This is a genomic window from Parundibacterium terreum, from assembly GCF_014636315.1.
GTDB classification, from domain to species: domain Bacteria; phylum Pseudomonadota; class Gammaproteobacteria; order Burkholderiales; family Burkholderiaceae_D; genus Undibacterium; species Undibacterium terreum.
Window position 1 is genome coordinate 17,556 of sequence record NZ_BMED01000011.1, and the last position, 25,352, is coordinate 42,907.

The window sequence follows — 25,352 nt, forward strand, 5'->3', positions numbered from 1 at the left end:
CGTTAGCCGGACCAGCCATGACAACGAAGACACTCAGGTTCTCTGCATTGCTGGCCTACGGTTTGTTCGGGCTGCCGTTGGCCATGGTGGCTTTGCCCATCTATGTGTATGTGCCGCAGTTTTACTCTGAACGCTTTCATCTGTCGCTATCCCTGATCGGCGGTGCCTTGCTGTTGGCCAGAGTGTTTGATGCATTCATCGATCCTGCAATGGGCGCCTGGATAGACCGCACTCAGGCCAGGACAGGATATCCCCGCTTCATCCTGATCGCGGCGCCTGTATTGGCGGCAGGATACTTCGCCCTGTTTCATCCTCTCATGCTGGCCGGACAGCAGCCTTTTGCCTGGTTTCTGGCTTCCCTGGCCGTGGTATATGCAGGATTTAGTCTGGCTAGCATTGCGCACCAAAGCTGGGGTGCGGCACTGACGCAGCAGGCAGGGGAGCGAATACGCCTGACCTCTACCAGGGAGGCCTGCGGCCTGATTGGCGTTATCGGTGCGGCGGCCTTGTCGCAACTGGCCGGTATCGCCTGGCTCTCGCTGGCGTTTATGATGTCGCTGTTACTGGCTGGATTCTTTTTGATTCGCTATGCACCGCGTCCGCTAAGCCTGGCAAAGCCTGAGCGTCAGGATGCCAGCCTGCGCCTGCCATTTCAAAATAGGGTCTTTAGATGGCTGTTTGCCGTATTTGTGATGAATGGCATCGCGGCGGCGATTCCCGCAACCCTGTTCCTTTTCTTTGTCAGGGATCGCTTGCAACTGGCGGCATCATCGGGCATTTTCCTGATCCTGTATTTTGTCGCCGGAGCTTTTTCCATGCCCTTGTGGGTTTTGCTTGCCAGCCGCATTGGCGAGGCGCGAGCCTGGCTTGCGGCGATGCTGCTGTCTGTCATCGTGTTTGTCTGGGCTTATCTGCTGGGTGCTGGCGACACTACCGCTTTTGGCGTGATCTGCGTGCTTTCGGGATTCACCTTGGGAGCCGACCTGGCGCTGCCGCCGGCCTTGCTCGCTGCGGTGATTCGGGATGGCGGACACAGTGGGCGGAGAGAAGGCGCCTATTTTGGCGTATGGAGCTGGGCCACGAAAATGAATCTGGCGCTGGCGGCCGGGATTTCGCTTCCCTTGCTGGAATATCTTGGATACCTACCGGGTGCCGGTAGCCAGCAGGGGCTACAGGCGCTTTCTGTTGCCTATGCCCTGGTACCTTGCGCGCTAAAGCTTGCCGCCTTCATCATCCTGTGGCGCTCACCGCTGCGTGATCTGCGCTGAAGGCTAGCTTTGCTCAGCGTGCATTGCTAACGAATGACTTTTTCCAGGAAATCGGCAGGCTTGTCATCATAGATGCGTACCAGACTGCAGGCGCGGGTGCCGTATGCTGGCGATTCGATGAATGCCGATGATAATAGCCGCTCCATTTCAAAGCTGACCCCGGTATCCGGCAGGCGGCAATCCGGCGCCTGCGTGGAGTTGGACAGCATTTCAAAGTAGGCGTCTTCCGGCGCTCTCTGGCAGATCAGGCTGGCGAACTCGGCCTTGGTGCGCACGACCTTGGGCCAGGGCGTGTCCAGTAAGGCATTGGAAACGCCATAAATACCGGGTGGGAGAGGTTTTCCATTGCGCTCATCACCATCTGCGCGGTTGGAGAACCAGACCAGGTTTTCACCATCGCCGAGCAGCAAATTGAAACCATTGTAGGCTGGCGCACCATCCCTGATTTGTTCCACATAGCCGGCGGCTGACATATCGCCGTGCAGATAGTTGGAGACCAGTTTGCCGCGGCTGGGAGCATCCGGGCGTTTTTCCGATGGCGCCCGGATATTGGTGATTGCAGCAAACCTGCCGGCTGGCGAGCCCGGACCGTCCTTGCGCGTAATGCCCATCCAGGTGCCGCCGGCTTGCAGATCCTTGCCCGCATACACCCTTGGTTCTTCATCCCACCAGCTTGCGGCAGCGGTGGGGCGCTCATAGAATTCATCGCGATTGCCTGCAACGACCAGCGGTGTGTAGGGGAGTAATTTCCAGGCGAAAACGATCAGGCACATGGAGGCACGTCCATAAAATATTCGATATGGCGCGGGCCGTCTATCAGCGAGGGCAGCATTGTCAGCGGTAGTGCGGCTTCCATCTGTGCTGCAAAATCAAGCGGAATATTCTTGTAAATTTCCATCCAGGTGTGCATTTCCTTTTCGGCTTCCGGCCGCCGCTTCAACTCTGCCGCATCTGCAGCCTTTTGCAGCAGTAATTGCAGTTTGCCGGCCTGTTCCGCGACTTGCTGCTGATGGCTGACTGCCGAGCGGTAGTAGATATAACAATCCATTGCCTGATCCTGCGATGTTGTAATTAGCTTCGGCGACTACTGCGTGATATCCAGCACTGCATAGGGTAGTGGCTGAAATTCCAGTGCGATGCCGTCGTTGCTGCCCAGGCGGATGTCTCCGGCTTCCTGGTCTGCCACTTTCATCTCTACCAGGCACAGGCTCTGGTTTTCTCCGCAGATCTCGGCGTTGACGATCATGCCACAGGGCTGCGTGGCGTCGCTGCCGTTGAAGACTTCCATTGCAGCGGCAACCTCATTGCTTGCAATGACGGCAATCGCCATGCGGCGCCTTAGTTTGCCCAGATACTGGCTGCGGGCGACGATCTCCTGGCCAGGGTAGCAGCCTTTGCGGAAGTTGACGCCGCCTATCAATTCGAAATTCACCATTTGTGGAACGAACTGTTCCTGCGTCTTAACAGTAATCCTTGGTATGCCTGCCTGTATTTCAGTCAGCCGCCATGCGCTGGCATCTGTAACCGCGAGGCTGGCAGACAAGGCAGGCCAGGCTTGCTCCAGAGTCTCTGCCGTGCTTATCCATTGGTAGCGCGCGACACCGTCTGCATCCGGCACGCGTATCAGGCTACCGTATTCATTGTCTGTTTTTGCGTATGCCTGTAGCGGTAATGTGGGAAACCATTGTTTCAGCGTGTCTGCTGCAGCCTGCCCACCCAGCCCCAGCATCAGTTGTTCTGTACTGACATCTGCCAGCTTGGCTTTGGCCCGCAGTACAAACATCGACAGGCGTTTTTGTATCGGTGCCTGTATGTCGCGTGACAATTGCAGGAAAATACCTTCAGAGGTTTTCCAGCTCAAGAAGCTGGCAATCATGCGGCCTTTGGGTGAGCAATAGGCGGCCAGTTTAGCCTCAGTCAGGCCCAGGCCTTCAATATCGTTGGTGAGTTGATTGTGCAGGAAGCTGGCAGCGTCATCGCCCTGCACGCGTATCAGGCCGAGGTCGGCCAGTGGCGCGACAAAGCCGGTTTGTAGGCTGTTAGTGTTCCAGGCAGGCAGGGAGGCATTGAGGTTTTCGGAATCCATTGAAATGCCTGTACCCTCGTTTGCACCGGCTTTAGTTGATAATTGCGCGCCGTATTGCGCCAGGAATTGCTGCCAAGTCGTCATCTTTTCTCTCATAATTCTGTGGTGTTACCGAATAAACCAGTATCATTACGCTCTTGTCCGGCCCTATCCTGAAACGCTTAGCGTAAAGATATTACGGACTCTGTTGCACAGATTATAGTAGCGCCACAAAATTTACGTTTGAAACCGATTTGCATGGCATCTCTCAAAAAACTAATTTTATTATTGATATTGCTCTTTATTGCGGCCGCAGCCGGGCTCGCGTATTGGGCTGCGCAGCCTATACAGCAATCCGACAAATCTATCGATTTCACGATCAAGCCCGGTAGCAGCGTGCGCAGTCTGGCGTCGCAGATCGTCGAGGCAGGTGTTCCGCAAAACCCCTATTTGTTTGAGTTATTGGTGCGAGCCAGCGGCAAGGGTGCAAAGCTGAAGGCTGGATCCTATGAAGTTGAGCCGGGCATCACGCCTTTCCGCTTGCTGGATAAAATCGCCAACGGCGAGTTTTCCCAGGCGACCATTGCGATTATCGAGGGCTGGACTTTTCAGCAGATGCGCAAGCTGATCGACGCCCATCCCGCCATCAGGCACGATACGGCAGGGATGTCGGATGCAGAGTTGATGAAGAAAGTGGATGCGGATTATAAATGGCCGGAGGGCTTGTTTTTCCCGGATACCTATCTGTTTGCCAAGGGTAGCAGTGACTTGCAGATTTATCAACAGGCGCACGCCGCGATGCTCAAGCGCCTGGGCGAAGCCTGGAGCGCCAGGAATCCATCCCTGCCATATAAAAACTTGTATGAAGCGTTGACGATGGCATCCATTGTCGAAAAAGAAACCGGGCAAAAATCGGAGCGCGGCCTGATTGCCGCCGTATTCGTCAATCGCTTGCGTAGTGGGATGCTGCTGCAAACCGATCCTACCGTGATCTACGGCATGGGCGATGCGTATAAGGGCAAGATCTATAAGCGTGATTTGCTGACAGATACCCCCTACAATACTTATACCCGCGCCGGCCTGCCGCCTACCCCTATCGCTTTGCCGGGAATCGCATCGATATCGGCGGCGCTGAATCCTGCCGATTCCAGTGCGCTGTACTTCGTATCCAGAGGTGATGGCACCAGTCATTTTTCTGAAAATCTGACTGAACATAATAAGGCAGTGAATAGATATCAGCGCTAGGAAGCGTTGCCGCGCGGTTCAGGATGTGACCTGAAATATAAGTTGGAAGTAGAGTTGGAATCAGAGTTGAAATTAAAAACGGAATTTGAATGAAGCAGTCAGGGCAATTTATAACTTTTGAAGGCATAGACGGTGCCGGCAAGTCCACGCATATTGCGTATGTGATTGAGCTGATCAAGCAGCACGGTATTGAAGTAGTCAGCACACGGGAACCGGGTGGCACGCCGCTGGGGGAGCGCCTGCGCGATCTGGCGCTGAATGAAAAGATGCATCTGGAAACCGAGGCGCTGCTGATGTTTGCGGCGCGTCGCGAGAACCTGGCGCAAGTGATAGAGCCGGCGCTGCAGCGCGGCGATTGGGTGATCTCCGACCGATTTACCGATTCCAGTTTTGCCTATCAGGGCGGTGGCCGCAATTTATCCCTGGAAAAGTTGAACACGCTGGAAAAATGGGTGCATCCTGACGTCCAGCCTGACCTGACCCTATTGTTTGACGTACCGCTGGAGGTGGCGCGTGAGCGGCTGGATGCGACGCGGGTACAGGATAAATTCGAGCAGGAAAAAGCCGACTTTTTTGCCGCGGCCAGGGCTGAGTACCTGCGTCGTGCGGCGGAGTTTCCGCATAGGTTCCAGGTGATAGACTCAACCAGGCCCATTCCTGAAATACGTGAATTTTTACATCAGCTGATTTCCGGTTTGATTACGCGTACTCGCGCAATAGCGAATGAATAGCGAATGAGCTGGACTCAACAATGACAAATCCCTTATTTAACTGGCAGGAATCCGCGTGGCAGCAGTTGCAGCAGTTTGGCGATCGCCTGCCGCATGCGATCCTGTTGCACGGGCCGGAGGGCATAGGCAAGACCCTTTTTGCCGAACATTTTGCACAATCGCTGTTGTGCGAAACGCCGGAGCAGGGTGGGCACGCTTGCGGCCATTGCGCTTCCTGCGGCTGGTTTTCCCAGTATAGCCATCCGGATTACCGCCGCGTGCGCCCGGAACTGCTGGACGAGGAAGAGTCTGCCGGTGCCGAGGGTGAGGTGGTGGAGGTAGAAAAAAAATCGGCAAAGTCGGCCAAGCCCTCCAAGGAAATCGTGATCAACCAGATCCGTGCGCTGGCTGACTTCATGAATATTTCTACCCATCGCTCTGGGCGCAGGATCATTGTTCTTTATCCTGCCGAGGCGTTGAACATCCCTGCCGCCAATGCCTTGCTGAAGTCGCTGGAAGAACCAAGCAGCAATACCGTCTTTATCCTGGTGACCCATAGCCTGGACCGGCTGTTGCCGACCATATTGTCGCGCTGCCACAAGTTCGGTCTGGGTTTGCCTGCGAAGGAAGAGGCGCTGGCCTGGCTGAAATCACAGAATGTCAGTGATGCGGAAAGCTGGCTGGCGCAGCAGGGCGGTTCACCGCTGGGTGCTTTGGAAGCCTCTCAGTCCGAGGGCCGGGCGGAACTGGATGAATTTTTAAGGCAGTTGTGCAAACCTGGACCTGAGGCAAGCCTGAAAATTGCAGAAAAGATGCAAAAAATGGATGTGCCGACGACCGTGTCTTGGATGCAACGTTGGCTGTACGATATTTTTTCTTGTAAACAAACGGGTACAATCCGGTATTATCCTCGCTATCAGAAGGAATTGGCTGTTTTGGCCGGTCGCGCGGGCAGCACGGAATTGCTGCAAGTGATAAGAAATACCAATGAGCGGCAGGCTATCGCTAGCCATCCTCTGGCTGCTAAACTGTTTATAGAAGACATGCTGCTGGATTATTCAGCGCTTTTCCATTGATTGAAAGCTTGCATATGGCCGACACACCAGATACAACCACGCCAGTGAACGCGCCTGCGCCGGCAAGGCCGTCGGTGCTGTCACTGGCTATTAAGGAGAAGGCAGCGCTGTATTCAGCGTATATGCCTTTTCTGAAGAATGGCGGTATCTTCGTACCCACCAATAAATCCTATCGCCTCGGCGAAGAGATTTATCTTATCCTGACGCTGCTGGACGATCCCAACAAATATCCTATCGCAGGCAAGGTCGCCTGGATTACGCCTGCCGGTGCCGGCAACAACAAGTCGCAGGGCATAGGCGTGCACTTCCCGGATGATGAAAGCGGCACCAGGATCAAATTGCGAGTGGAGGAGCTGCTAGGTGCAGCGCTGCGCTCGTCGCGAGCAACCCATACTTTGTAAACTGCATGTCTGTAACTAATTCTGCAACTACCGATGCAAATAAGCCTGCATACAGGCTGGCTCGATTTGACGACTTACCCGCCATCGTCGACATTTATAATTCGACCATCGCGTCCAGGCAGGTGACTGCCGACACCGAACCCATTCCCGTGGAATCCCGTCTTGCCTGGTTTGATGACCATGATCCGGCCAAACGCCCGCTATGGGTAATGGAAGAGGAGGGGAAGATACTGGGATGGTTGTCGTTTTCCAATTTCTATGGCCGGCCGGCTTATTCCGGAACCGCCGAACTGTCCATTTACCTGCATGAAGATGCCCGAGGTAAAGGGCTTGGACGCTATTTCCTGACTGAGGCGATTGCCTACGCACCCAAGATCCAGGTACATACGCTGCTGGGCTTTATTTTTGGACATAACACGCCCAGCCTGAAGTTGTTTGAGGCCTTCGGCTTCCAAACCTGGGCCAATATGCCTAAAGTCGCCAATCTCGACGGTATAGAACGGGATTTGATCATCGTCGGCAAGCGCGTCGCCTAAGGGCTTACCTCGGACTTTCATGCCCGGGGCCGGGCAAGCTGTTGCGCCGACAGCAGGGCGGCGTACGTGCCGTCCTGCCGCATTTCTGGCGGCAATGCCCTAAAAAGGTTAAAATCTGGCTTATCCCGCCTTGATGACTTGTTTTCGCGAGCAAAAAGCGATGAGAACCTGTTTGCTGCGCATCGCTCCGGTGTTGACGAAACCAGTTCTGCCAAGTACCCATCTCACATTCGATTTTATAGGAATTACCCAGCCATGCTGAGCTATCGCCATGCTTTTCACGCTGGCAATCATGCTGATGTACTCAAGCATTTTGTCACGATACAACTGTTCAACTACCTGGCCCAGAAGGATACTGCCTATACCTACGTAGACACCCATGCCGGCGCCGGCCTGTACGCGCTGGATGGTGGCTATGCGAGCAAGAATGCCGAATATGAGACCGGTATCGGCCCGCTGTGGGACCGCAAGGATCTGCCGCCGGCGCTGGCGGAATATGTGAACCTGGTCAAGGAAATGAACCCCAGCGGCAAAATGCGCTACTACCCGGGGTCGCCTTATTGCGCTGAAAAAATCCTGCGCGAGCAGGACAGGCTGCGTTTGTTTGAATTGCATCCGAGCGAGATCAAGATACTCAGCGAGAATTTCCAGCGTCTGGATGCACACAAAGAGGCGCAGGGACAGCGTCCGACTACTCGCGGCAAACGCACCATCATCACCGCGGGAGATGGTTTTCTGGGGCTGAAGGCCTTGCTGCCGCCGCCTTCGCGCCGTGGGCTGGTGCTGATCGATCCACCTTACGAAGTGAAGGACGATTATCGCCGCGTCAAGGAAACCGTGGAAGATGCGATCAAGCGTTTCCCCACCGGCACTTACGCGGTATGGTATCCGGTATTGCAAAGGCCGGAATCCAAACAGTTGCCGGAACGCCTGAAGCGTATTCCAGGCAACGGCTGGCTGAATGTGACGCTGTCTATCAGTGGTCCATCCCCGGACGGTTTTGGCCTGCGTAGCAGCGGCATGTTCATCATCAATCCACCGTGGACTCTTGAAGCGACACTGAGAGAGGTAATGCCCTACCTGGTCAAAGTGCTGGGCCGCGATGCCGGCGCCGAGTTTTTGCTGGAATCCGGCGAGACACAGACGATAGGCAAGAAGCGGCCAAAATAAATCCCTCATTTTGTACTGTATGCGGTGTAATCCGCAGTGCAGCACAAAAGTCGCTTAAAACAGCAAGGCCTGCAAGTTTTTTGATTGCAGGCCTTGCTGCTTTTGGCCGCGAGTATCCCGGACTTTTCTTGCCCATGCGGCGTCATAACAACAAAAATCTTCAATATTCCTTAGCATTTGAAGCGATTTTTATCGCTGGCACCTGCCGTGCGCGTAATCCGCAACTCAAACCAACAATAAACCAAACTTTTTGAGAGGATTGCGAGAGCCGCATCGTTGAGTTTCTGCGCATTTCTGGCGATCCAGCGCGCCGCATTGAAAGTCTTTTCATCCAAAAATTGCGCCGAAAAGACCTGCGCCGGAACAAACCCGTCCGATACTGCGAAGTGAAATGCTGCACTGCAATGCAGGTGTTGCATGGATGATTGCAGAAACTATGAGAATATTCTCAAGCAATTACCCGCAAGATATGTCGCAATGCAGCAAAAATAATCATTGACGAATTAGTACGGTCGTACAAAAATCGACCTGAAGTCACAAATAATAAAGAGCAGCGCATTAAATGTACTAGCCAAAATTAAAAACTTCAGGAGACCAGATGTTGCAGTATCAGAAAAGCCCTTTGATGGGGCAGATGATGGGCCAACCTTTGCTCATTTCGAGCATCATCCAGCATGCGGACCGGTATTTCGGAAGTAATGAAATTGTATCGCGCCGCGCCGAGGGAGACATTCACCGCTACAACTACAGGGAATGCCACCGGCGCTCAAAGAAGCTGGCAAACGCTCTCAAAAAACTGAACATCAAGATCGGCGACCGCGTCGGCACTTTGGCCTGGAATGGTTATCGCCACCTGGAAACCTATTATGCCGTCTCCGGCTCCGGTGCCGTACTGCACACGCTGAACCCGCGCCTGCATCCTGAGCAACTTGCCTACATCATCAACCACGCAGAAGACCAGTATCTGCTGTTTGACCTGACATTCCTGCCCATCATTGAAGCGATCTCTGCGCACTGCAAGACGATCAAGGGTTTCATCATGATGTGCGACCGCGATCGCATGCCGACTGACGGCAAAGTCCCTGGCCTGATGTGCTATGAGGATTTGATCGCTGAAAACTCTGAAGAATTCGAATGGCCGCTGTTTGACGAAAATTCTGCATCCAGCCTGTGCTACACCTCCGGCACCACGGGTAACCCGAAAGGGGCTTTGTATTCGCACCGCTCCACGGTACTGCATTCCTACGCGTCGGCGATGCCGGACAGCCTGAACGTTTCAGCGCGGGATTGCGTATTGCCGGTCGTTCCCATGTTCCACGTCAACGCCTGGGGACTGCCTTATTCTGTGCCGATGACCGGCGCCAAGATGGTGTTTCCTGGCCCCGCGCTGGATGGTAAATCACTGTTTGAATTATTCGAGCAGGAGCAGGTGACATTTTCTGCCGGTGTGCCCACCGTATGGCTGGGCCTGCTGACCTATGTCGCCCAAAACAATCTGAAATTTTCCAGCTTCAAGCGCACGGTGATAGGCGGCTCTGCCTGCCCGCCGGCGATGATGAAGACCTTGCGCCATACCTATGGCGTGGAAGTCGTGCACGCATGGGGCATGACCGAGATGTCGCCGCTGGGTACTGCCGGCACCTTGCAGACCAAGCACCTGTCCCTGCCGGAAGAACAGAAGCAGGCCGTGCTTGAAAAGCAGGGACACGCGATTTATGGCGTGGATATGAAGATCGTTGACGATGCCGGCAAGGAATTGCCGTGGGACGGCAGTACCTACGGAAACCTGCTGGTCAAGGGGCCATGGGTAGTCAGCAGCTATTTCAAGAACGAAGGCGGAGATGTGTTGCAGGATGGCTGGTTCCCAACAGGCGACGTTGCTACGATCGATGCTGACGGCTATCTGCAGATTACCGACAGAAGCAAGGACGTCATCAAATCCGGCGGCGAGTGGATAGGTACCATTGATCTTGAAAACGTGGCGATGGCCCATCCTGCGGTATTGCAAGCCGCTTGCATAGGCGTGTTCCATCCCAAATGGGATGAGAGGCCTTTATTATTAGTCGTAAAAAAACCGGGAGTAGAAGTAGAAAAACAAGATCTGATCAAGTTTTATGAAGGAAAGATAGCAAAATGGTGGACCCCGGACGATGTCGTCTTTATCGAGGCATTGCCACTGGGCGCTACCGGTAAGATATTAAAAAATAAACTGAGAGAACAATTCAAAGAGTATAAATTACCGACCGCATGACTCTCAGAGGGAAGCAGTGCCGCTTTAGACGTTTGGTGTTTCAAAGCAATAAAAATAGTTATTCCGGTGTAGTGCGAGCCGGACCGATTATTAATAATTAAATCCCATCAATGAGGAATTGGAGTGAGACAAATGAAATTTCAATTACGTGCACCAGTGGTAGCAATCGTTTTTGCCTTGGCAGCCCCGGTTGTTATGGCTGACACGATCAAGATTGCCTATATCGACCCTCTGTCAGGACCTTTTGCGCCGGTAGGTCAAAATATCCTGAACTCTTTTCAATATGTCGCGGATGAAGCCAATGCAAAAAGCTGGGCCGGCGCGCACAAATTTGAAATCGTGGGCTTCGATAATAAAGGCAGCCCGCAGGAATCCCTGAGCGTTCTGAAGACTGTGATCGACAAGGGCTTCCGCTATATCACGCAGGGCAACGGCTCCGGTGTTGGCCTGGCTTTGCTGGACGCGGTCAATAAATACAATGAACGTAATCCAGGCAAGGAAATCGTCTATCTGAACCACGCTGCTGTTGATCCAGACATGACCAACAGCAAGTGCAGCTTCTGGCATTTCCGTTTTGATGCCAATTCCGACATGAAGATGGAAGCGCTGACAACCTACATGGCGCAGGACAAGAATATCAAGAAGGTCTACATCATCGGCCAGAACTATTCCTTCGGCCACCAGGTGACGCGCGCTGCCAAAGAATACTTGGCGCGCAAACGCCCAGATGTACAGATCGTCGGCGATGACTTGCATCCTATCGGCCAGGTAAAAGACTTCTCTCCATACATCGCAAAAATAAAGGCTTCCGGTGCTGACACAGTCATCACGGGTAACTGGGGTGCCGACTTGGCATTGCTGATTAAAGCCGCGAAAGACGCTGACCTGAAAGCCAACTTCTACACCTACTACGGTGCAACGACAGGTGTTCCTACCGCAATGGGCGCTGCCGGCCAGGACCGCGTCAAGTATGTGGGCTACTGGAATGCCAACAACGAAACTTTCGCCGGCAAGGATGTGGTGGAAGGATTCAAGGCCAAGTACAAAGACGACTACTATTCCATGGCGACTTACACCATCGTTGCTGCGATGGCGCAGGCTGTAAAGCAGGCTAAATCGATAGAGCCCAAGGACGTGGCCCTGGCTCTGGAAAATGCCAAGATCAAGAGCTTGAACGGTGAAGACGTGATGCGCAAGTCGGATCACCAGTTGCAGCAGCCTTTGTATATCGCGACATGGGTGAAGGTCAACGGCAAGGATGTGAAGTTTGATCAGGAAAATACTGGTCTGGGATGGAAGACCAATCAAAAAATTGATGCTTTCGTCGCTACCCAGCCGACTTCCTGTCAGATGAAACGCCCTGGCTAAATAGCTCCCAACGAGAGAGTCGTACCTAGGTGCGCACTCTCTTTTTTTGTACTTGAAAATAGTACGATCGTTCAAGAATTTTAATAAGGATCTCGCTGTGGAATTCACACTGATCACCTTGCTGAACGGAGTTAGTTACGGCCTGCTGTTGTTCATGCTTTCGTCGGGGCTAACGCTGATTTTCAGCATGATGGGCGTACTTAACTTCGCCCATGCAAGCTTTTATATGCTAGGCGCGTATTTCGCCTACGGCATCAGTGTCAAGATAGGTTTTTGGCCTGCGCTGTTTATTTCGCCGATGCTGGTAGGTTTGCTCGGTGCCCTGGTAGAACGCTATGGATTGCGTTCGGTACACAAGTACGGGCATATCCCCGAACTGTTGTTTACCTTCGGCCTTTCTTTCGTGATCGTCGAGCTGGTGCAACTGGTGTGGGGGCGCTCTACAGTTCCTTATCCTATCCCTGCATCGCTGGACGGCCCTTTGTTCACGCTGTACACGACAACATTCCCTATGTATCGCGGCTTCATGATGCTGGTGGCTCTGCTGATGCTGCTATCCATTTACCTGCTGCTGACCCGCACCCGGATAGGTTTGGTGATCCAGGCGGCGTTGACACATCCGGACACAGTCGAGGCGCTTGGTCATAATGTTCCGCGCGTCTTCATGCTGGTATTTGGCGGCGGCTGCGCATTGGCCGGGCTGGCTGGCGTGGTGGGGGGCAATGCCTTCGTTACCGAGCCGGGTATGGCGGCAACGCTGGGCAGCATTATCTTCGTCGTGGTTGTGGTGGGCGGCATGGGATCGCTGGCCGGTGCCTTCGTGGCGTCGCTGCTGATCGGCGTCATCCAGACTTATGCGGTGGCGCTGGACTATTCATTCATGTCGCTGCTGGCAAAAATCGGGACGCAAGTCACACCGACTACACCGGGATATCCATTGCTGAGTCTGACGATAGCGCAAACCGCGCCTATCCTGCCTTATCTGCTCCTGGTTCTTATCCTCATCTTCCGGCCAAAAGGTTTGCTGGGTACACGCGAAGGATAAAAATGACAAATACTCTTAAATACAAACCTCTGAATCTCGCGCGCTGGATTATCTGGACAGGCTTTGCAGTGATGCTGATTGTTGCCCCGTTGATCTTCAACAAGGGCGGCTCACTGTCGCTGCTGTCGCAGATGGGTACAGTGATGATCTTCGGACTTTCCTACAATATGCTGCTGGGACAAGGGGGTATGCTGTCCTTTGGCCACGCTGTGTACTCCGGCCTGGGTGCATTCTTTGCCATTCACATGATGAATCTGGTGACGAACGGCGCTGTCAATTTTCCGATCACGCTGATCCCCTTGATTGGCGGCCTTGCCGGCATGGCGTTCGGCGTGCTATTCGGCTATGTCACGACCAAAAAATCCGGTACGACTTTCTCCATGATTACGCTGGGTATCGTTGAGCTGGTGTTTGCCTGCTCGCTGATGTTCCCCAGCTTTTTCGGCGGCGAGGGCGGCATTTCGACTAACCGTGTCATTGGTCAGTCCTTCATGGGGATCACCTACGGACCGCAGATCCAGGTGTATTACCTGATCGCGCTGTGGCTGTTTGTCAGCACCATAGGCATGTATGCGTTTACACAGACTCCGCTGGGCCGGCTTGCCAATGCTGTCAGGGACAATCCTGAACGTGTGGAGTTCATTGGCTACGACACGCAATGGGTGCGTTACCTGACCTTGATCCTGTCGGCTTTCTTCGCCGGAATTTCCGGCGGCTTGTCGGCGATCAATTTCGAGATCGTCAGTGCAGAAAATGTCAGTGCCTTGCGCTCGGGCAGTGTACTGTTGTTCACCTTTATCGGCGGCGTCGGTTTCTTCTTCGGTCCTATGATAGGCGCGGTAATCGGTATTTTCCTCAGTGTGATGCTGTCCGACTTTACCAAGGCATGGCAATTGTATCTTGGCGTGTTTTTTATCGCGATGGTGATGTTTGCTCCTGGCGGTATCGCCAGCATCCTGATGATGAATTTGCGGGTCGCCAAGTTTGGCCTGTTCAAGCGCATCTGGTCGTCGATGTGGAAAATCGTCCTGGTATCCGTGGTTGCCCTGGCTGGCTGTGTGATCGCGGTAGAGATGCTGTATCAGCGTACGCTGGATTCCACGCAAGGGCCTGTCATCAGCTTGTTTGGCGTGTCTGTGGATACTTCGCAACCTACGCCATGGATCGTGGCAGTGCTGCTGATTGCAGTGGGCGGCTGGGGTTTCACACGCTGCAAAGTGGTGTTTATGCAAAAGTGGGGCGAAGTGAATACCGAAATTGAAGATCAGATGCGGAGGGCGCAAGCATGACGACGTTCTCGCTTGAATTGAAAGAAGTTCGCAAAAGTTTTGGCAAGTCTGAAATCATACGCGGTGCGTCGCTGCAGGTGCCGAAGGGCGAGCGTTTTGCCATCATTGGCCCCAACGGTGCCGGCAAATCGACCTTGTTCAATCTGATATCGGGCCGTTTCCCTATCAGTTCTGGTGACATCCTGCTGAATGGGGAGAGCACGACGAAGCTGCGTCCGTTTGAAATCAATCGCCGTGGCTTGTCGCGCAGCTTTCAGATCACCAATATTTTTCATCGTCTGTCGGTCTATGAAAACCTGCGCTGCGCTGTACTGTGGTCGCTGGGCTATAAATATTCCTTCTGGCACAGGCTGGGTGGCTTGAAGGATGCGCATGAGAGGGCCGAGGCCGTACTGGAGCAGATCGGTCTGAAGCGGCGCCGTGATATTACTGCGGGTTTGCTGACGTATGCGGAACAGCGCGCGCTGGAGATCGGCATTACGATCGCCGGCGGTGCCGATGTGATCTTGCTGGATGAGCCTACTGCAGGGATGAGCCGTTCCGAATCCGACATGGCAGTGGAGCTGATACGCAAAGTCACGGTAGGCAAGACCCTGTTGATGGTGGAGCATGACATGAGCGTGGTGTTCGGCCTGGCGGACAAGATAGCCGTGGTTGTCTATGGCGAGGTGATTGCCTGCGATACTCCGGTGAATATCCGCAATAATCAAAAGGTAAAAGATGCTTATTTGGGTGGTCACGCACCGGTGGAGGCTTGAACGATGAGTGCATTACTCGAAATTAAGGACTTGAACGCTTATTACGGCAAGAGCCATGTGTTGCACGGCGTGGATCTGGTGGTCAATCAGGGTGAAATCGTCAGCCTGCTGGGGCGCAATGGGGTAGGGCGCTCCACCACGGTGAAGGCAACCATGGGGCAGGTCAATGCAAGCGGCTCCATACGTTTCAAGGGAGAGGAAATCATTGGCTTGAAGGCTTTCCAGATCGCCCACAAGGGTCTGGGCTATGTGCCGGAAAACCGCGATATCTTCCCTACCTTGACGGTGGAGCAGAATCTGATCCTGGGAGAAAAGTCCGGCAAGAAATCACGCTGGTCGCTGAATGACATGTACAAGATGTTTCCCCGCCTGAAAGAGCGCCAGCATACGGCGGCCGGCGTGTTGTCCGGCGGTGAGCAACAGATGCTGACGCTGTGCCGCACCCTGATGGGCGATCCCGACCTGATCATGATCGATGAGCCTACCGAAGGGCTTGCACCGAAGATCGTCGAACTGGTGGCGGAGTACCTGAAGGAGCTGAAAAATCGTGGCATCTCGGTTTTGCTGGTGGAGCAAAAGCTGGCAATTGCCCTGGAAATCTCGCAGCGCTTGTATGTGATGGGGCACGGTTCTATAGTGTTTGAGGGGAGCCCGGCGGATTTGAAGGCGAATGAAAACATTCGCAAGGAATGGCTGGAGGTGTAGATTTATCTGGAGCAATTTTTTGCTGAATTGCCGCAGGGAAGTATGAGAATACTTCCCTGTTGTCATTGGCATTTGGCTGTTTCCTCCTGGATTCCTGAAACTCGCTAAACATCTCAAAAAAAATAATACGGTCGTTCTTTTTGCGGTATATTAATGCACCGGACATAACAACGCAGACAGTTTTTGTCTGAACATCAAAATCAACCATAGGAAGAGACATGACTGCAGAATATCAAGTCAACGGCAATGTCGCCGTCATCACCCTGAATAATCCTCCCGTGAACGGCCTTGGCCATTCGACGCGCAGCGCGATTGTGGAAGGCATGAAAAAAGCGCTGGACGATGCCGCTGTCAAAGCCATCGTGATTACCGGCGCCGGCAAGGCATTTTCGGGCGGTGCAGACATCAAGGAATTCAATTCCCCTAAAGCGATGGCAGAGCCTACGCTGCATACGGTCATCAATGTGGTCGAGGGTTCGGATAAGCCGGTGGTTGCCGCGATCCACACCGTCTGCATGGGCGGCGGCCTGGAACTGGCACTGGGTTGCCATTACCGTGTCGCGACTGCAGGTGCGCAAATTGCGCTGCCTGAAGTCAAGCTGGGCATCTTGCCTGGCGCCGGCGGCACACAGCGCCTGCCACGGGTGCTGGGCCTGGAAATGGCTTTGAACATGATCGTGTCCGGCACACCTGTGCCTTCCGAAAAATTGGCGAAAACCGCGCTGTTCAATGAAATGATAGAAGGCGACCTGCTGGCAGGCGCATTGGCGTTTGCCGGCAAGATTGCCGATGCACGTCCACTGCCACGCGTGCGCGATATCAAGGTCAACTATCCGAACTACGAAGCCTTCCTGCAATTCTCGCGCAATACTGTGAAGGCCATGTCGGGTCCATTCCCCGCGCCTCTCAAATGCGTGGAAGCAGTCGCTGCTTCGATCACGAAGAAATTCGACGACGGCATCAAGTTTGAGCGTGAACTGTTTGTTGAACTGGTGCAGACGACAGAATCCAAGGCTTTGCGCCATGCCTTCTTTGGAGAACGCGCTGCCAGCAAGATCCCTGACGTGCCGGAAGATACACCGACACGCGCGATCAAGTCTGCCGCCGTTATCGGTGCGGGTACGATGGGCGGCGGCATTGCGATGAACTTTGCCAATGCAGGTATTCCTGTGCAAATCCTGGAAATGAAACAGGAAGCGCTGGACAAGGGTCTGGCGACGATACGCAAGAACTACGAAAACACGATGAAGAAGGGCAAGCTGACGCAAGAGAAGTTTGACCAGCGCGTGGGCCTGATCACCGGCACCCTGTCGTATGAAGGCATAGGCCAGGCCGATATCGTCGTAGAGGCGGTATTCGAAGACATGGGCGTCAAGGAGCAGGTATTCAAGAAGCTGGATGAAGTGATGAAGCCCGGCGCGATCCTGGCGTCCAATACTTCGACGCTGGACGTGGACCAGATCGCCAGCTTTACCAAGCGTCCGGAAGACGTGGTCGGTACGCATTTCTTCAGCCCTGCGAACGTGATGAAGTTGCTGGAAATCGTACGCGGCAAAAAAACGGCGAAAGACGTGCTGGCGACGACTCTGGCATTGTCCAAGAAAATCAAGAAAACCGGCGTGGTATCCGGTGTTTGCGACGGCTTTATCGGCAACCGCATGATAGAACAGTACAGCCGCCAGGCAGGCTTTCTGCTGGAAGAAGGCTGCACGCCGGAGCAGGTGGATAAGGCTGTTGAAAAATTCGGTTTTGCGATGGGCCCGTTCCGCATGGGCGATCTGGCCGGTAATGACATTGGCTGGTATATCCGCAAGCGCCGTTATGTAGAGAAGCCACAGATCAGCTATTCCAAGACAGCGGATTTGCTGTGCGAAATGGGGCGCTTCGGCCAGAAAACCGGCGCCGGCTGGTATGACTACAAACCGGGCGACCGCAAACCATATCCTTCGCAACTGGTGAATGACATGATCATCAAGCACTCGGCAGATCTGGGTGTGGAGCGCCGCAAGATCAGTGACCAGGAAATCGTTGAACGCCTAGTGTTTGCACTGGCCAACGAGGGTGCCTATATCCTGGAAGAAGGTATCGCCATGCGTGCCTCCGATATCGATATGGTCTACCTGACCGGCTATGGCTTCCCATTGCACCGCGGCGGTCCTATGTTCTACGCCGATACCGTTGGTCTGCCAAATGTTGTGATGGCCATGGACAAATATGCAAAAGGCCGCCATGGCGATGCATGGAAGCCGGCTCCACTGCTGGCCAAGCTGGCAGCAGAAGGCAAGGGTTTTAACGGCTAAAAGTCGTGTGAATTGCTAAAATAATAAAACCCGGTGGCTGAAAAGCTTGCCGGGTTTTTTTATGGGGGGAAGGCTAGCTTGGGAGTTGAACGTGGATTCTGGAGTCAAAATCCATGCTTGAGAAGCTGTTTTGGGGCTTAAGCAGGGGAGAATGGTATAATGTAAGGTTGATTATTCCCTGTATTCTCTTGCAAAAGGTTTTTCGTGCTATCCACCGCAAATATTACTATGCAGTTCGGCCCCAAGCCGCTGTTCGAAAATATCACCGTCAAGTTTGGTGAAGGCAACCGCTATGGCCTGATCGGCGCCAATGGCTGTGGTAAATCCACATTTATGAAAATTCTGGGTGGTGACCTGGAACAATCGTCCGGTACCGTCATGCTGGATCCGAATGAGCGCCTGGGTAAGCTGCGCCAGGATCAGTTTGCCTTTGAAGACATGCGTGTGCTGGATGTGGTCATGATGGGCCACACCGAGATGTGGGCAGCGATGGCCGAAAGGGATGCGATCTACGCGAATCCGGAAGCGACCGACGACGACTATATGAAAGCCGCCGATCTGGAAGCCAAGTTCGCCGAATACGACGGCTATACGGCGGAAGCGCGCGCGGGTGAGCTGCTGCTGGGCGTGGGTATTCCTACCGACCAGCACCAGGGACCGATGAGCGCGATTGCGCCAGGCTGGAAACTGCGTGTCTTGCTGGCCCAGGCGCTGTTCTCCAATCCAGACATCCTGCTGCTTGATGAACCAACCAATAACCTGGACATCAATACCATTCGCTGGCTGGAAGATGTGCTGAATGAGCGCAATTCCACAATGATCATCATTTCCCATGATCGCCACTTCCTGAACCAGGTGTGTACGCACATGGCCGATATGGATTACGGCACGCTGAAAGTGTATCCGGGCAATTACGATGACTACATGCTGGCATCGTCGCAGGCACGTGCGCAGCAAATGGCCAACAATGCAAAAGCCAAGGACAAGGTCGCCGAGTTGCAGGATTTCGTACGCCGCTTCTCGGCAAACAAGTCCAAGGCTCGCCAGGCAACCTCCCGTGCCAAGCAGATCGAGAAGATCAAGGTGGAAGACATCAAGCCTTCCAGCCGCCAGAATCCATTTGTTCGCTTTGACGGCGAGAAGAAATTGCACAGGCTGGCTGTCGAAGTGCAGGGTTTGACCAAGGCCTACGACAGGACATTGTTCAACAACTTCAACATCATGGTGGAAGCCGGTGAACGCATCGCGATCATTGGTGCCAACGGTGCCGGTAAGACGACACTGCTGCGCTGCATAGGCGGTACCGATATTGCCGGCCTGCAGGCTGACAAGGGCATGTCCAAATGGGCGGAAAACGCCAACGTCGGCTATATGCCTCAGGATCCTACTGAAGAGTTTGCCGAAGACCGCAACCTGACGGACTGGATAGGGCGCTGGACGCAAGAGGGCGACGATGACCAGGCGGTGCGCTCCATCCTCGGCCGCTTGCTGTTTGGTGGTGACGACGTGAAAAAATCGGTCAAGGTACTGTCCGGTGGAGAAAAAGGCCGCATGATGTACGGCAAGCTGATGCTGGGCCGCCACAATGTGCTGCTGATGGATGAGCCGACCAATCACATGGATATGGAATCGATTGAATCGCTGAATATCGCGCTGGAAAAATATGCCGGCACGCTGATCTTCGTTTCGCATGACCGCGAATTTGTATCTTCACTGGCGACGCGCGTATTGGAAGTCAAGGAAAATGAAATTATTGATTTCCATGGCAGCTACGAAGAGTACCTGAACAGCCAGGGCATCCAGTAATACCGGATCTGCAGCATATAAAGCCAGGGACTTCCCTGGCTTTTTTCTTTTATTCGCATGGCATTGCGTGACATTGCGCGGCATATTTTGGGGCGCGTCATTCTCAGGTCATATTCGGTGTGCACACTCCAGAATTTCTATCTGGAAAATACTGCATGCCCATCTTCGTCCGGTACCTGTTTCCTGTCTTTGCGCTGCTGAGCGCAGGTTTTGATATGGCTGTCGCAACTGCGGCAGAAAAGAATATTGTCATTGGACAGGCCATCGATTTATCCGGCCAGAACGGCAGCATAGGCCGCGACTATGTCACCGGCCTGGCAACTTACTTCGATAGCGTGAACGCTTCCGGCGGCATCAACGGCAAGCGTATCAAATACCTTGCCAAGGACGATCGCGGCGATGCGGCAGAGTCGGTCAAGGCGGTGACTGAATTGCTGGAGCAGGACAAGGCAGACTATCTGATCGGCGGCATCGGCGGTGATACGGTACAATCCGTCGTTGCATCAGGCAGCTTTGCCAGAAGCGGGCAAGTTCTGTTTGCGCCCTTAGTAAACACATCGAAAAATTTCGGCCAGAAAGTCTTGTTCTGGCGACCCAGCCAGGAGCAGGAGATACAGTATATTTTTTCGTATTTCGGCAAATTGGGAATCAAGAAGGTAGGCATTGCCTACCAGGAAAATTCGCTGAACCAGGAAACCTACCAATATGTGGTGGCGGAGCTGGGACGGCGAAATTTGACTCTGAGCGGCACTGCAAAGATATTGGGACTGCCGGCCGATACTGAAAAAGAAGCGAAGAAGCTGGCAGCAGCAGCACCGGATATTGTCATTGCCGTCGCCGATACGATCAGTACCGGTCTGTTCCTGAAAGAATTTCGCAAGCATGCAGCCAGGACTTTTGTGGCCGGCACGTCGCTGATTAATCTGACCACGCTGGCAGAAATGACAAATCCCAAGATGCTGGAGTGGACGGTCTTTGCGCAGGTAGTGCCTAATCCGTCTGCCGGCGTATCCGTAATACAGAACGACCATATGCGCATGATGAAGAAATACCGCGACGAAAGCATTTCCTCGCTGACCTTGGAAGGCTTTGCTGTCGGCAAAACGCTGGTGAAGGCAATACAGATGGGGGGGGCAGGCAAGCCGGGGGCGCAGAACTTCTTTGCGCAAAAGGGGCAGATAGACCTGGGTGGTTTGACGATCAATCCCGCCGACCCCGATTTGCATTTATCCGGCTACGTGGATATTGCCTTGTTCAGGAAGGGCGGCGGTTTGCTGTTTTGATGTGACTGACTTGTGATGCAGGGCAGCCTGCCAAATACTGCTTATGAGCCCAGCAGGGTGGTATCGGTAGGCAATTTTTCACCTGGACGCACCAGCAACTGATCCAGCCTGTCGCGCAGGCTGCGTGCCATTTCATTGCCCTTGGCTTTTTGTATCGCTTCCAGATACGGCCGGCGCAGTTCGCGGAAATCTTCCAGCGTGGCAGCACGTTCTACTTTCATTTGCAGCGTGAAGCCGCGCAAGCCCAGCGTTGATTTGATGGTCTCATTGAAGAAGTTATAGACGGCCTGGAAGCGTGCAGCTTCATCGAGTTCTGTTTCTGGACCAGCGCCCAATCCAAGGACGGAGTCGGGGCCGTTATCTTCCATCGGTGCCAAGGGGGCTGTGGCCGCTGCGGTGTTCTCCGGCGGACTGCTGTTAACTGAAGGTGCCCTGGGTGCAGTGGCGGCAGCAGGAGCTGCCGTGACAGCAGCGATGAATTGCTGCTCGATGAGGTCATCGATGTTTTGCTGGCCCAAGCCTAGTCCGGCGACTTTCTTCAGCAAGTCATCTTCAGTCTGCTTGCCGTCTACCATCACGAGCAGAGTCCTGATGCGGGACGCAAGCTGGTACTTGCGAGTCGCTATTTCTTCGCGGCCCTTGTCGGTTTTGTCGTATATCAGCGTGCTCATGTCGGCTGTCGCTATCCTTGATTGTCTCTTATGTTTTGTCATGTCATGGCGGGGAGCAAGTCATTGCCATGACGCGTGCCGGGAAGCACGTTGTACAAAATACTAATTATTGATTTTAGGATACACCAAATATGGGGATATCGCCAATCACTGTGGCGCCCATTGTTGGATAGGCTGCAATATTAGCGTGATGAACCACTAATTATTGTTCTTGTTTTAACAGGATAACCGGACGGCCCTTGCTGTTGGTTTTGGGCATGCTGTCGCTGCTGCAAGCTGTGTTGTCGGCGTTGCTGCTGCCGCAAGATGAGCAGCCGCTGGAGCAGCCGCCTGCCGGCGCTGAGAAATACGGAGACAAGGCTGGCGCCTTGCGGGAGATCCAGCCACCCAGGCTTGCGCGCAAGGATTTAGGCATCCAGCGCCAGGCCAGGTAGGCCGCAGCGAATAGTAATATCAGCGCAGTGATCAAGGTTTGCATATTCAAGTTCCCATAATCAGGCGAGCTATATGATAGGTCGCGAAAGAGGCAAGATAGGCCAGCGCAAATAGATAGCCTGCCATCAGAAATGGATAGCGTAGGGTATTGGTTTCCCGTTTGACCACGCTCAGGGTAGCGATGCACTGCGGCGCGAACACATACCAGGCCAGCAGCGACAAGGCGGTTGGCAGGCTCCAGGATTGCGCAATCAGCGGTTGCAGCGAACTGGCCAGTTCCTCACCGGATTGCGACAGTGCATACACGGTGCCGAGCGCGGCGACCGCGACTTCCCTGGCCGCCAAGCCGGGAACCAGTGCGATACAGATTTGCCAGTTAAAGCCTATCGGCGCAAATACGGTTTCCAGTGCGCGACCCAGTAGCCCCGCGATGCTGTAGTAAATGGCGGGATGCGTGGCATTTTCCGGCGCTCCCGGGAAGCTGCTGAGGAACCACAGCAAGATCATCAGCGACAGGATGATAGTGCCGACGCGGGTAGTGAATATCTTGACCCGTTCCCACAGTCCTATCAGCAGGTTGCGGGAATTTGGCCAACGATAGTCTGGTAGCTCCAGCAGCAAAGACTGTTGCTGCGTGCCGCCCCATTGTTTTTTCAAGACAAAGGCAACCAGCATGGCCGCGACAATACCGGCGATATAAAGAACAAACAGCACCAGGCCTTGCAGGCTGAGCCAGCCCCAGATCATTTTTTCTGGAATGAAGGCGGCGATGATCAATGCATAGACCGGCAACCTGGCTGAGCAGGTCATCAATGGCGCAATCATGATCGTCACCAGGCGGTCGCGCGGGTTCTGTATCGTACGAGTAGCCATGATGCCGGGGATGGCGCAGGCGAAGCTGGACAACAGAGGGATAAAGGCGCGCCCGGAGAGGCCGACCTTGCCCATGATCCTGTCCAGCAGGAAAGCCGCACGGGGCAGATATCCTGAATCTTCCATCACCAGGATGAAGAAGAACAGGATCAGGATTTGTGGAAGGAATACCAGCACGCTGCCGGCGCCGCCGATGACTCCCTTGACCAGCAGACCTTGCAGTGCGCCGGGCGACATTACTGACTCGATCAGGCCGCCCAGCTTGTCCATGCAATCCTTGATCTGGTCCATGGGCCACTGAGCCCAGGCAAATACCGCCTGAAATACAAGGAACATCAGGACTGCGAAGATGACAGGTCCGAGCAATGGATGCAGTACCAGGCTGTCAATTTTCTGGCTGAGGCTGCCTTCTTTGACATCGGCATAAGAGACTGCGCGCGCCAGAATCGCATTTGCTTCACGCTGGATATTTTCCGGCGATTGCGGTAGCGCGGAGCTGACTGGGGCGGCGGCGGTCTGCAGGCTGCCGGCCAGATCTTCCAGGCCAGTCAGCAAGCTGTCCACGCCCTTGGGGGCAACGGCGACGGTTTCCACCACGGGAACGCCGAGCATTTCCTGCAGGGTCTGGATATTGATGTGGATGTTTCTCTTCTTCGCCACGTCCATCATATTGACGGCAAGTACCATGGGAATGGACAGGCTCTTTAGTTCCAGCACAATGCGCAGGCCGCGCTTCAGGTTGGTGGCATCCACGACGCACACTACGGCATCGGGCAAGGCTTCATCAGGGCGCAAGCCCTTGACGACGTCACTGGTGATTTTCTCGTCCGGAGTAATGGCGTTCAGGCTGTAGGTGCCCGGCAAATCCAGTACATGCCACAGGCGGCCGGACTCGGAGCGAAATTTTCCTTCTTTTCGTTCTATGGTCACGCCGGCGTAGTTGGCGACTTTTTGCCTCGCGCCTGTCAGTCGATTGAATAGTGCGGTTTTGCCGCAATTAGGGTTGCCTACCAGGGCGATGCGAGGCGATGTGAGTGGCGATGCAATATTGACTGTGTTCATACTGATCCAGGCTGCGTGACAGAAATCAGGGCAGCCTCAAATTTGCGTAAAGCAAAAGTGGATTGTCCTATGCGAACCGCAATAGGCTCTCCACCAAAATATCCCTTGTGTAATACCTTGACCGACTCGCCTTGTACGAAGCCAAGCTCTTTCAGCCGCAGGCTTACGTCAAAATCGCCGCCATCCTTGATGCTTGCAATTGAATCTACCAGTGCACTTGTACCTACAGACAATTGATCCAGGGTGGTCATCGTGATTTTTACAGTCCTTGAAGCATCAGGCATATGAGTCGTTCTTACTTAATGATATGCCATTCTAAATGATAATGAGAATAAATATCAAATTGGATCAAGTTCGTCTTTCGACGTGGATTTCAAAAGGGGCTTTAGCAGGGGGTAAGGCAGGTTTGCCGCCTTTTAGAACAGGCGGAACTGGCTCTCATGATCCAGCAGGATAGATTTGTTCTCCAGGCCGCCACCGAAACCGACCAGTGCGCCGGAGCGTCCTATCACGCGATGGCAGGGGATGATAATTGGTATGGGATTTTTGTTGTTGGCCATGCCAACTGCGCGCGATGCATTGGGGTCGCCTGCCGATGCGGCCAGTTCGCCGTAGGTGACTGTCTGGCCAAAGGGAATATCAAGCAGCAGCTTCCATATTTGCAATTGAAATGGCGTACCCCTGGGCGCCAACGGCAGATCAAACACTTTGCGCTGGCTGGCAAAGTATTCCTTTAGTTGCCGTTCTGTCTCCATCAATAAGGGATGCTCCGGCTCCGGCTGGAAGCCTTCTGCCCGGACTTGATCTTCTCCCTCCCAGTTGATTGCGTGCAAGCCATGTTCTGAGGCGAGCATGACCAGTAGCCCCACCGGGCTTTCCATGGTTTTGTAAACGGCGTTCCGTTCTATTTTGTCCCGCGTTTTCATGCCGTCTGGCTAGTCCATTGCTTGCTTATCTTTTTGATATGCTGATCATAAAGCAATTGCGGATGTTTGAACTGGCTGCTTCAACAAAAAAAGGGAGCGGCCATGCCAC

25 protein-coding genes are annotated in these 25,352 nt (G+C 53.9%); 16 read left to right on the forward strand and 9 right to left on the reverse strand.

The annotated features are described in order from the left end of the window. The first annotated feature begins 17 nt into the window (after window positions 1-17). Entirely contained in the window at window positions 18-1,268 is a 1,251-nt protein-coding gene (locus tag IEW12_RS28480) for an MFS transporter (RefSeq protein WP_188569553.1), read from the forward strand. 26 nt (window positions 1,269-1,294) lie between these two features. Here the strand turns inward: IEW12_RS28480 and IEW12_RS28485 are convergent, their stop codons facing one another. From IEW12_RS28485 to ygfZ, 3 genes are read right to left on the reverse strand one after another with little or no spacing between them, the layout of a single operon-like run. Next, window positions 1,295-2,041, reverse strand: coding sequence for an NRDE family protein (locus tag IEW12_RS28485; RefSeq protein WP_188569554.1), 747 nt, complete (start codon window positions 2,039-2,041; stop codon window positions 1,295-1,297). Next, complete coding sequence (locus tag IEW12_RS28490; protein ID WP_188569555.1) at window positions 2,032-2,316, reverse strand: DUF4936 family protein; 285 nt, start codon at window positions 2,314-2,316, stop codon at window positions 2,032-2,034. Before IEW12_RS28490 ends, IEW12_RS28485 begins: the two co-directional genes overlap by 10 nt. Before the next feature lie 36 nt (window positions 2,317-2,352). After that, entirely contained in the window at window positions 2,353-3,438 is a 1,086-nt protein-coding gene (gene ygfZ, locus IEW12_RS28495; protein WP_188569556.1) for a CAF17-like 4Fe-4S cluster assembly/insertion protein YgfZ, read from the reverse strand. 153 nt (window positions 3,439-3,591) lie between these two features. Here ygfZ and mltG point away from each other — a divergent pair, with 153 nt between their 5' ends. The 6 genes from mltG (at window position 3,592) to IEW12_RS28525 (ending at window position 8,471) form a co-directional block, all read left to right on the forward strand. Next, window positions 3,592-4,578: an endolytic transglycosylase MltG gene (gene mltG, locus IEW12_RS28500; RefSeq protein ID WP_188569557.1), complete on the forward strand. Its 987-nt coding sequence runs from the start codon at window positions 3,592-3,594 to the stop codon at window positions 4,576-4,578. Between the two features lie 89 nt (window positions 4,579-4,667). After that, the gene (gene tmk, locus IEW12_RS28505; protein WP_188569558.1) at window positions 4,668-5,309 is read left to right on the forward strand and encodes a dTMP kinase; all 642 of its coding nucleotides are present in this window, start codon (window positions 4,668-4,670) and stop codon (window positions 5,307-5,309) included. 20 nt (window positions 5,310-5,329) lie between these two features. Beyond that, complete coding sequence (gene holB, locus IEW12_RS28510; RefSeq protein WP_188569559.1) at window positions 5,330-6,364, forward strand: DNA polymerase III subunit delta'; 1,035 nt, start codon at window positions 5,330-5,332, stop codon at window positions 6,362-6,364. Between the two features lie 14 nt (window positions 6,365-6,378). Then, entirely contained in the window at window positions 6,379-6,765 is a 387-nt protein-coding gene (locus tag IEW12_RS28515; RefSeq protein ID WP_188569560.1) for a PilZ domain-containing protein, read from the forward strand. Between the two features lie 5 nt (window positions 6,766-6,770). Further along, entirely contained in the window at window positions 6,771-7,301 is a 531-nt protein-coding gene (locus IEW12_RS28520) for a GNAT family N-acetyltransferase (RefSeq protein WP_188569561.1), read from the forward strand. Between the two features lie 255 nt (window positions 7,302-7,556). After that, entirely contained in the window at window positions 7,557-8,471 is a 915-nt protein-coding gene (locus IEW12_RS28525; RefSeq protein ID WP_188569562.1) for a 23S rRNA (adenine(2030)-N(6))-methyltransferase RlmJ, read from the forward strand. Between the two features lie 170 nt (window positions 8,472-8,641). On the opposite strand, the gene IEW12_RS28530 is transcribed toward IEW12_RS28525, so the two are convergent. Further along, window positions 8,642-8,890 (reverse strand): hypothetical protein, encoded by a 249-nt coding sequence (locus tag IEW12_RS28530; protein ID WP_188569563.1) that lies wholly within the window; start codon window positions 8,888-8,890, stop codon window positions 8,642-8,644. Window positions 8,891-9,069: 179 nt separating this feature from the next. On the opposite strand from IEW12_RS28530, the gene IEW12_RS28535 reads away from it, so the two are divergent. The 9 genes from IEW12_RS28535 to IEW12_RS28575 all read left to right on the forward strand — a co-directional run bounded on the left by IEW12_RS28535 (window position 9,070) and on the right by IEW12_RS28575 (window position 21,276). Continuing rightward, window positions 9,070-10,722, forward strand: a complete 1,653-nt coding sequence (locus IEW12_RS28535; RefSeq protein ID WP_308789162.1) for a 3-(methylthio)propionyl-CoA ligase — start codon at window positions 9,070-9,072, stop codon at window positions 10,720-10,722. A gap of 195 nt (window positions 10,723-10,917) precedes the next feature. After that, complete coding sequence (locus IEW12_RS28540) at window positions 10,918-12,090, forward strand: branched-chain amino acid ABC transporter substrate-binding protein (RefSeq protein WP_229751413.1); 1,173 nt, start codon at window positions 10,918-10,920, stop codon at window positions 12,088-12,090. A 97-nt stretch (window positions 12,091-12,187) separates the two neighbouring features. Then, window positions 12,188-13,135 (forward strand): branched-chain amino acid ABC transporter permease, encoded by a 948-nt coding sequence (locus IEW12_RS28545; RefSeq protein WP_188569565.1) that lies wholly within the window; start codon window positions 12,188-12,190, stop codon window positions 13,133-13,135. 2 nt (window positions 13,136-13,137) lie between these two features. Then, window positions 13,138-14,424, forward strand: coding sequence for a branched-chain amino acid ABC transporter permease (locus tag IEW12_RS28550; protein ID WP_188569566.1), 1,287 nt, complete (start codon window positions 13,138-13,140; stop codon window positions 14,422-14,424). Beyond that, the gene (locus IEW12_RS28555; protein ID WP_188569567.1) at window positions 14,421-15,182 is read left to right on the forward strand and encodes an ABC transporter ATP-binding protein; all 762 of its coding nucleotides are present in this window, start codon (window positions 14,421-14,423) and stop codon (window positions 15,180-15,182) included. The genes IEW12_RS28550 and IEW12_RS28555 overlap by 4 nt, the downstream gene beginning before the upstream one ends. Before the next feature lie 3 nt (window positions 15,183-15,185). Continuing rightward, a complete protein-coding gene (locus IEW12_RS28560) occupies window positions 15,186-15,887 on the forward strand; it encodes an ABC transporter ATP-binding protein (RefSeq protein ID WP_188569568.1) in 702 nt (233 codons plus the stop codon). A gap of 218 nt (window positions 15,888-16,105) precedes the next feature. Then, the gene (locus tag IEW12_RS28565) at window positions 16,106-18,187 is read left to right on the forward strand and encodes a 3-hydroxyacyl-CoA dehydrogenase NAD-binding domain-containing protein (RefSeq protein ID WP_188569569.1); all 2,082 of its coding nucleotides are present in this window, start codon (window positions 16,106-16,108) and stop codon (window positions 18,185-18,187) included. Window positions 18,188-18,391: 204 nt separating this feature from the next. After that, window positions 18,392-19,993: an ABC-F family ATPase gene (locus IEW12_RS28570; RefSeq protein WP_188569570.1), complete on the forward strand. Its 1,602-nt coding sequence runs from the start codon at window positions 18,392-18,394 to the stop codon at window positions 19,991-19,993. 155 nt (window positions 19,994-20,148) lie between these two features. After that, the gene (locus tag IEW12_RS28575) at window positions 20,149-21,276 is read left to right on the forward strand and encodes an ABC transporter substrate-binding protein (RefSeq protein WP_188569571.1); all 1,128 of its coding nucleotides are present in this window, start codon (window positions 20,149-20,151) and stop codon (window positions 21,274-21,276) included. A 41-nt stretch (window positions 21,277-21,317) separates the two neighbouring features. Here the strand turns inward: IEW12_RS28575 and IEW12_RS28580 are convergent, their stop codons facing one another. The 5 genes from IEW12_RS28580 to IEW12_RS28600 all read right to left on the reverse strand — a co-directional run bounded on the left by IEW12_RS28580 (window position 21,318) and on the right by IEW12_RS28600 (window position 25,243). Beyond that, complete coding sequence (locus IEW12_RS28580) at window positions 21,318-21,947, reverse strand: hypothetical protein (protein WP_188569572.1); 630 nt, start codon at window positions 21,945-21,947, stop codon at window positions 21,318-21,320. Window positions 21,948-22,149: 202 nt separating this feature from the next. Beyond that, window positions 22,150-22,425 carry a hypothetical protein gene (locus IEW12_RS28585; protein WP_188569573.1) on the reverse strand — a complete coding sequence of 92 codons (276 nt, stop codon included), beginning with the start codon at window positions 22,423-22,425 and terminating at the stop codon, window positions 22,150-22,152. A 2-nt stretch (window positions 22,426-22,427) separates the two neighbouring features. Beyond that, a complete protein-coding gene (gene feoB / locus IEW12_RS28590; protein ID WP_188569574.1) occupies window positions 22,428-24,317 on the reverse strand; it encodes a ferrous iron transport protein B in 1,890 nt (629 codons plus the stop codon). Then, window positions 24,314-24,568 (reverse strand): FeoA family protein, encoded by a 255-nt coding sequence (locus IEW12_RS28595; RefSeq protein ID WP_188569575.1) that lies wholly within the window; start codon window positions 24,566-24,568, stop codon window positions 24,314-24,316. Before IEW12_RS28595 ends, feoB begins: the two co-directional genes overlap by 4 nt. Before the next feature lie 165 nt (window positions 24,569-24,733). After that, window positions 24,734-25,243, reverse strand: a complete 510-nt coding sequence (locus IEW12_RS28600) for a methylated-DNA--[protein]-cysteine S-methyltransferase (protein ID WP_188569576.1) — start codon at window positions 25,241-25,243, stop codon at window positions 24,734-24,736. Window positions 25,244-25,352: the final 109 nt, after the last annotated feature.

Excerpts from the sequence above, each read along its gene's own strand:
- tmk (WP_188569558.1), top strand. The coding sequence starts at position 4,668 with ATGAAGCAGTCAGGGCAATTTATAACTTTTGAAGGCATAGACGGTGCC.
- IEW12_RS28525 (WP_188569562.1), top strand. The coding sequence starts at position 7,557 with ATGCTGAGCTATCGCCATGCTTTTCACGCTGGCAATCATGCTGATGTA.
- mltG (WP_188569557.1), top strand. The coding sequence starts at position 3,592 with ATGGCATCTCTCAAAAAACTAATTTTATTATTGATATTGCTCTTTATT.
- IEW12_RS28560 (WP_188569568.1), top strand. The coding sequence starts at position 15,186 with ATGAGTGCATTACTCGAAATTAAGGACTTGAACGCTTATTACGGCAAG.
- ygfZ (WP_188569556.1), bottom strand. The coding sequence starts at position 3,438 with ATGACGACTTGGCAGCAATTCCTGGCGCAATACGGCGCGCAATTATCA.
- IEW12_RS28575 (WP_188569571.1), top strand. The coding sequence starts at position 20,149 with ATGCCCATCTTCGTCCGGTACCTGTTTCCTGTCTTTGCGCTGCTGAGC.
- IEW12_RS28555 (WP_188569567.1), top strand. The coding sequence starts at position 14,421 with ATGACGACGTTCTCGCTTGAATTGAAAGAAGTTCGCAAAAGTTTTGGC.
- IEW12_RS28515 (WP_188569560.1), top strand. The coding sequence starts at position 6,379 with ATGGCCGACACACCAGATACAACCACGCCAGTGAACGCGCCTGCGCCG.
- IEW12_RS28550 (WP_188569566.1), top strand. The coding sequence starts at position 13,138 with ATGACAAATACTCTTAAATACAAACCTCTGAATCTCGCGCGCTGGATT.
- IEW12_RS28585 (WP_188569573.1), bottom strand. The coding sequence starts at position 22,425 with ATGCAAACCTTGATCACTGCGCTGATATTACTATTCGCTGCGGCCTAC.
- holB (WP_188569559.1), top strand. The coding sequence starts at position 5,330 with ATGACAAATCCCTTATTTAACTGGCAGGAATCCGCGTGGCAGCAGTTG.
- IEW12_RS28580 (WP_188569572.1), bottom strand. The coding sequence starts at position 21,947 with ATGAGCACGCTGATATACGACAAAACCGACAAGGGCCGCGAAGAAATA.
- IEW12_RS28565 (WP_188569569.1), top strand. The coding sequence starts at position 16,106 with ATGACTGCAGAATATCAAGTCAACGGCAATGTCGCCGTCATCACCCTG.
- IEW12_RS28530 (WP_188569563.1), bottom strand. The coding sequence starts at position 8,890 with ATGCAACACCTGCATTGCAGTGCAGCATTTCACTTCGCAGTATCGGAC.
- feoB (WP_188569574.1), bottom strand. The coding sequence starts at position 24,317 with ATGAACACAGTCAATATTGCATCGCCACTCACATCGCCTCGCATCGCC.
- IEW12_RS28480 (WP_188569553.1), top strand. The coding sequence starts at position 18 with ATGACAACGAAGACACTCAGGTTCTCTGCATTGCTGGCCTACGGTTTG.
- IEW12_RS28520 (WP_188569561.1), top strand. The coding sequence starts at position 6,771 with ATGTCTGTAACTAATTCTGCAACTACCGATGCAAATAAGCCTGCATAC.
- IEW12_RS28485 (WP_188569554.1), bottom strand. The coding sequence starts at position 2,041 with ATGTGCCTGATCGTTTTCGCCTGGAAATTACTCCCCTACACACCGCTG.
- IEW12_RS28535 (WP_308789162.1), top strand. The coding sequence starts at position 9,070 with ATGTTGCAGTATCAGAAAAGCCCTTTGATGGGGCAGATGATGGGCCAA.
- IEW12_RS28595 (WP_188569575.1), bottom strand. The coding sequence starts at position 24,568 with ATGACCACCCTGGATCAATTGTCTGTAGGTACAAGTGCACTGGTAGAT.
- IEW12_RS28600 (WP_188569576.1), bottom strand. The coding sequence starts at position 25,243 with ATGAAAACGCGGGACAAAATAGAACGGAACGCCGTTTACAAAACCATG.
- IEW12_RS28490 (WP_188569555.1), bottom strand. The coding sequence starts at position 2,316 with ATGGATTGTTATATCTACTACCGCTCGGCAGTCAGCCATCAGCAGCAA.
- IEW12_RS28540 (WP_229751413.1), top strand. The coding sequence starts at position 10,918 with ATGGCTGACACGATCAAGATTGCCTATATCGACCCTCTGTCAGGACCT.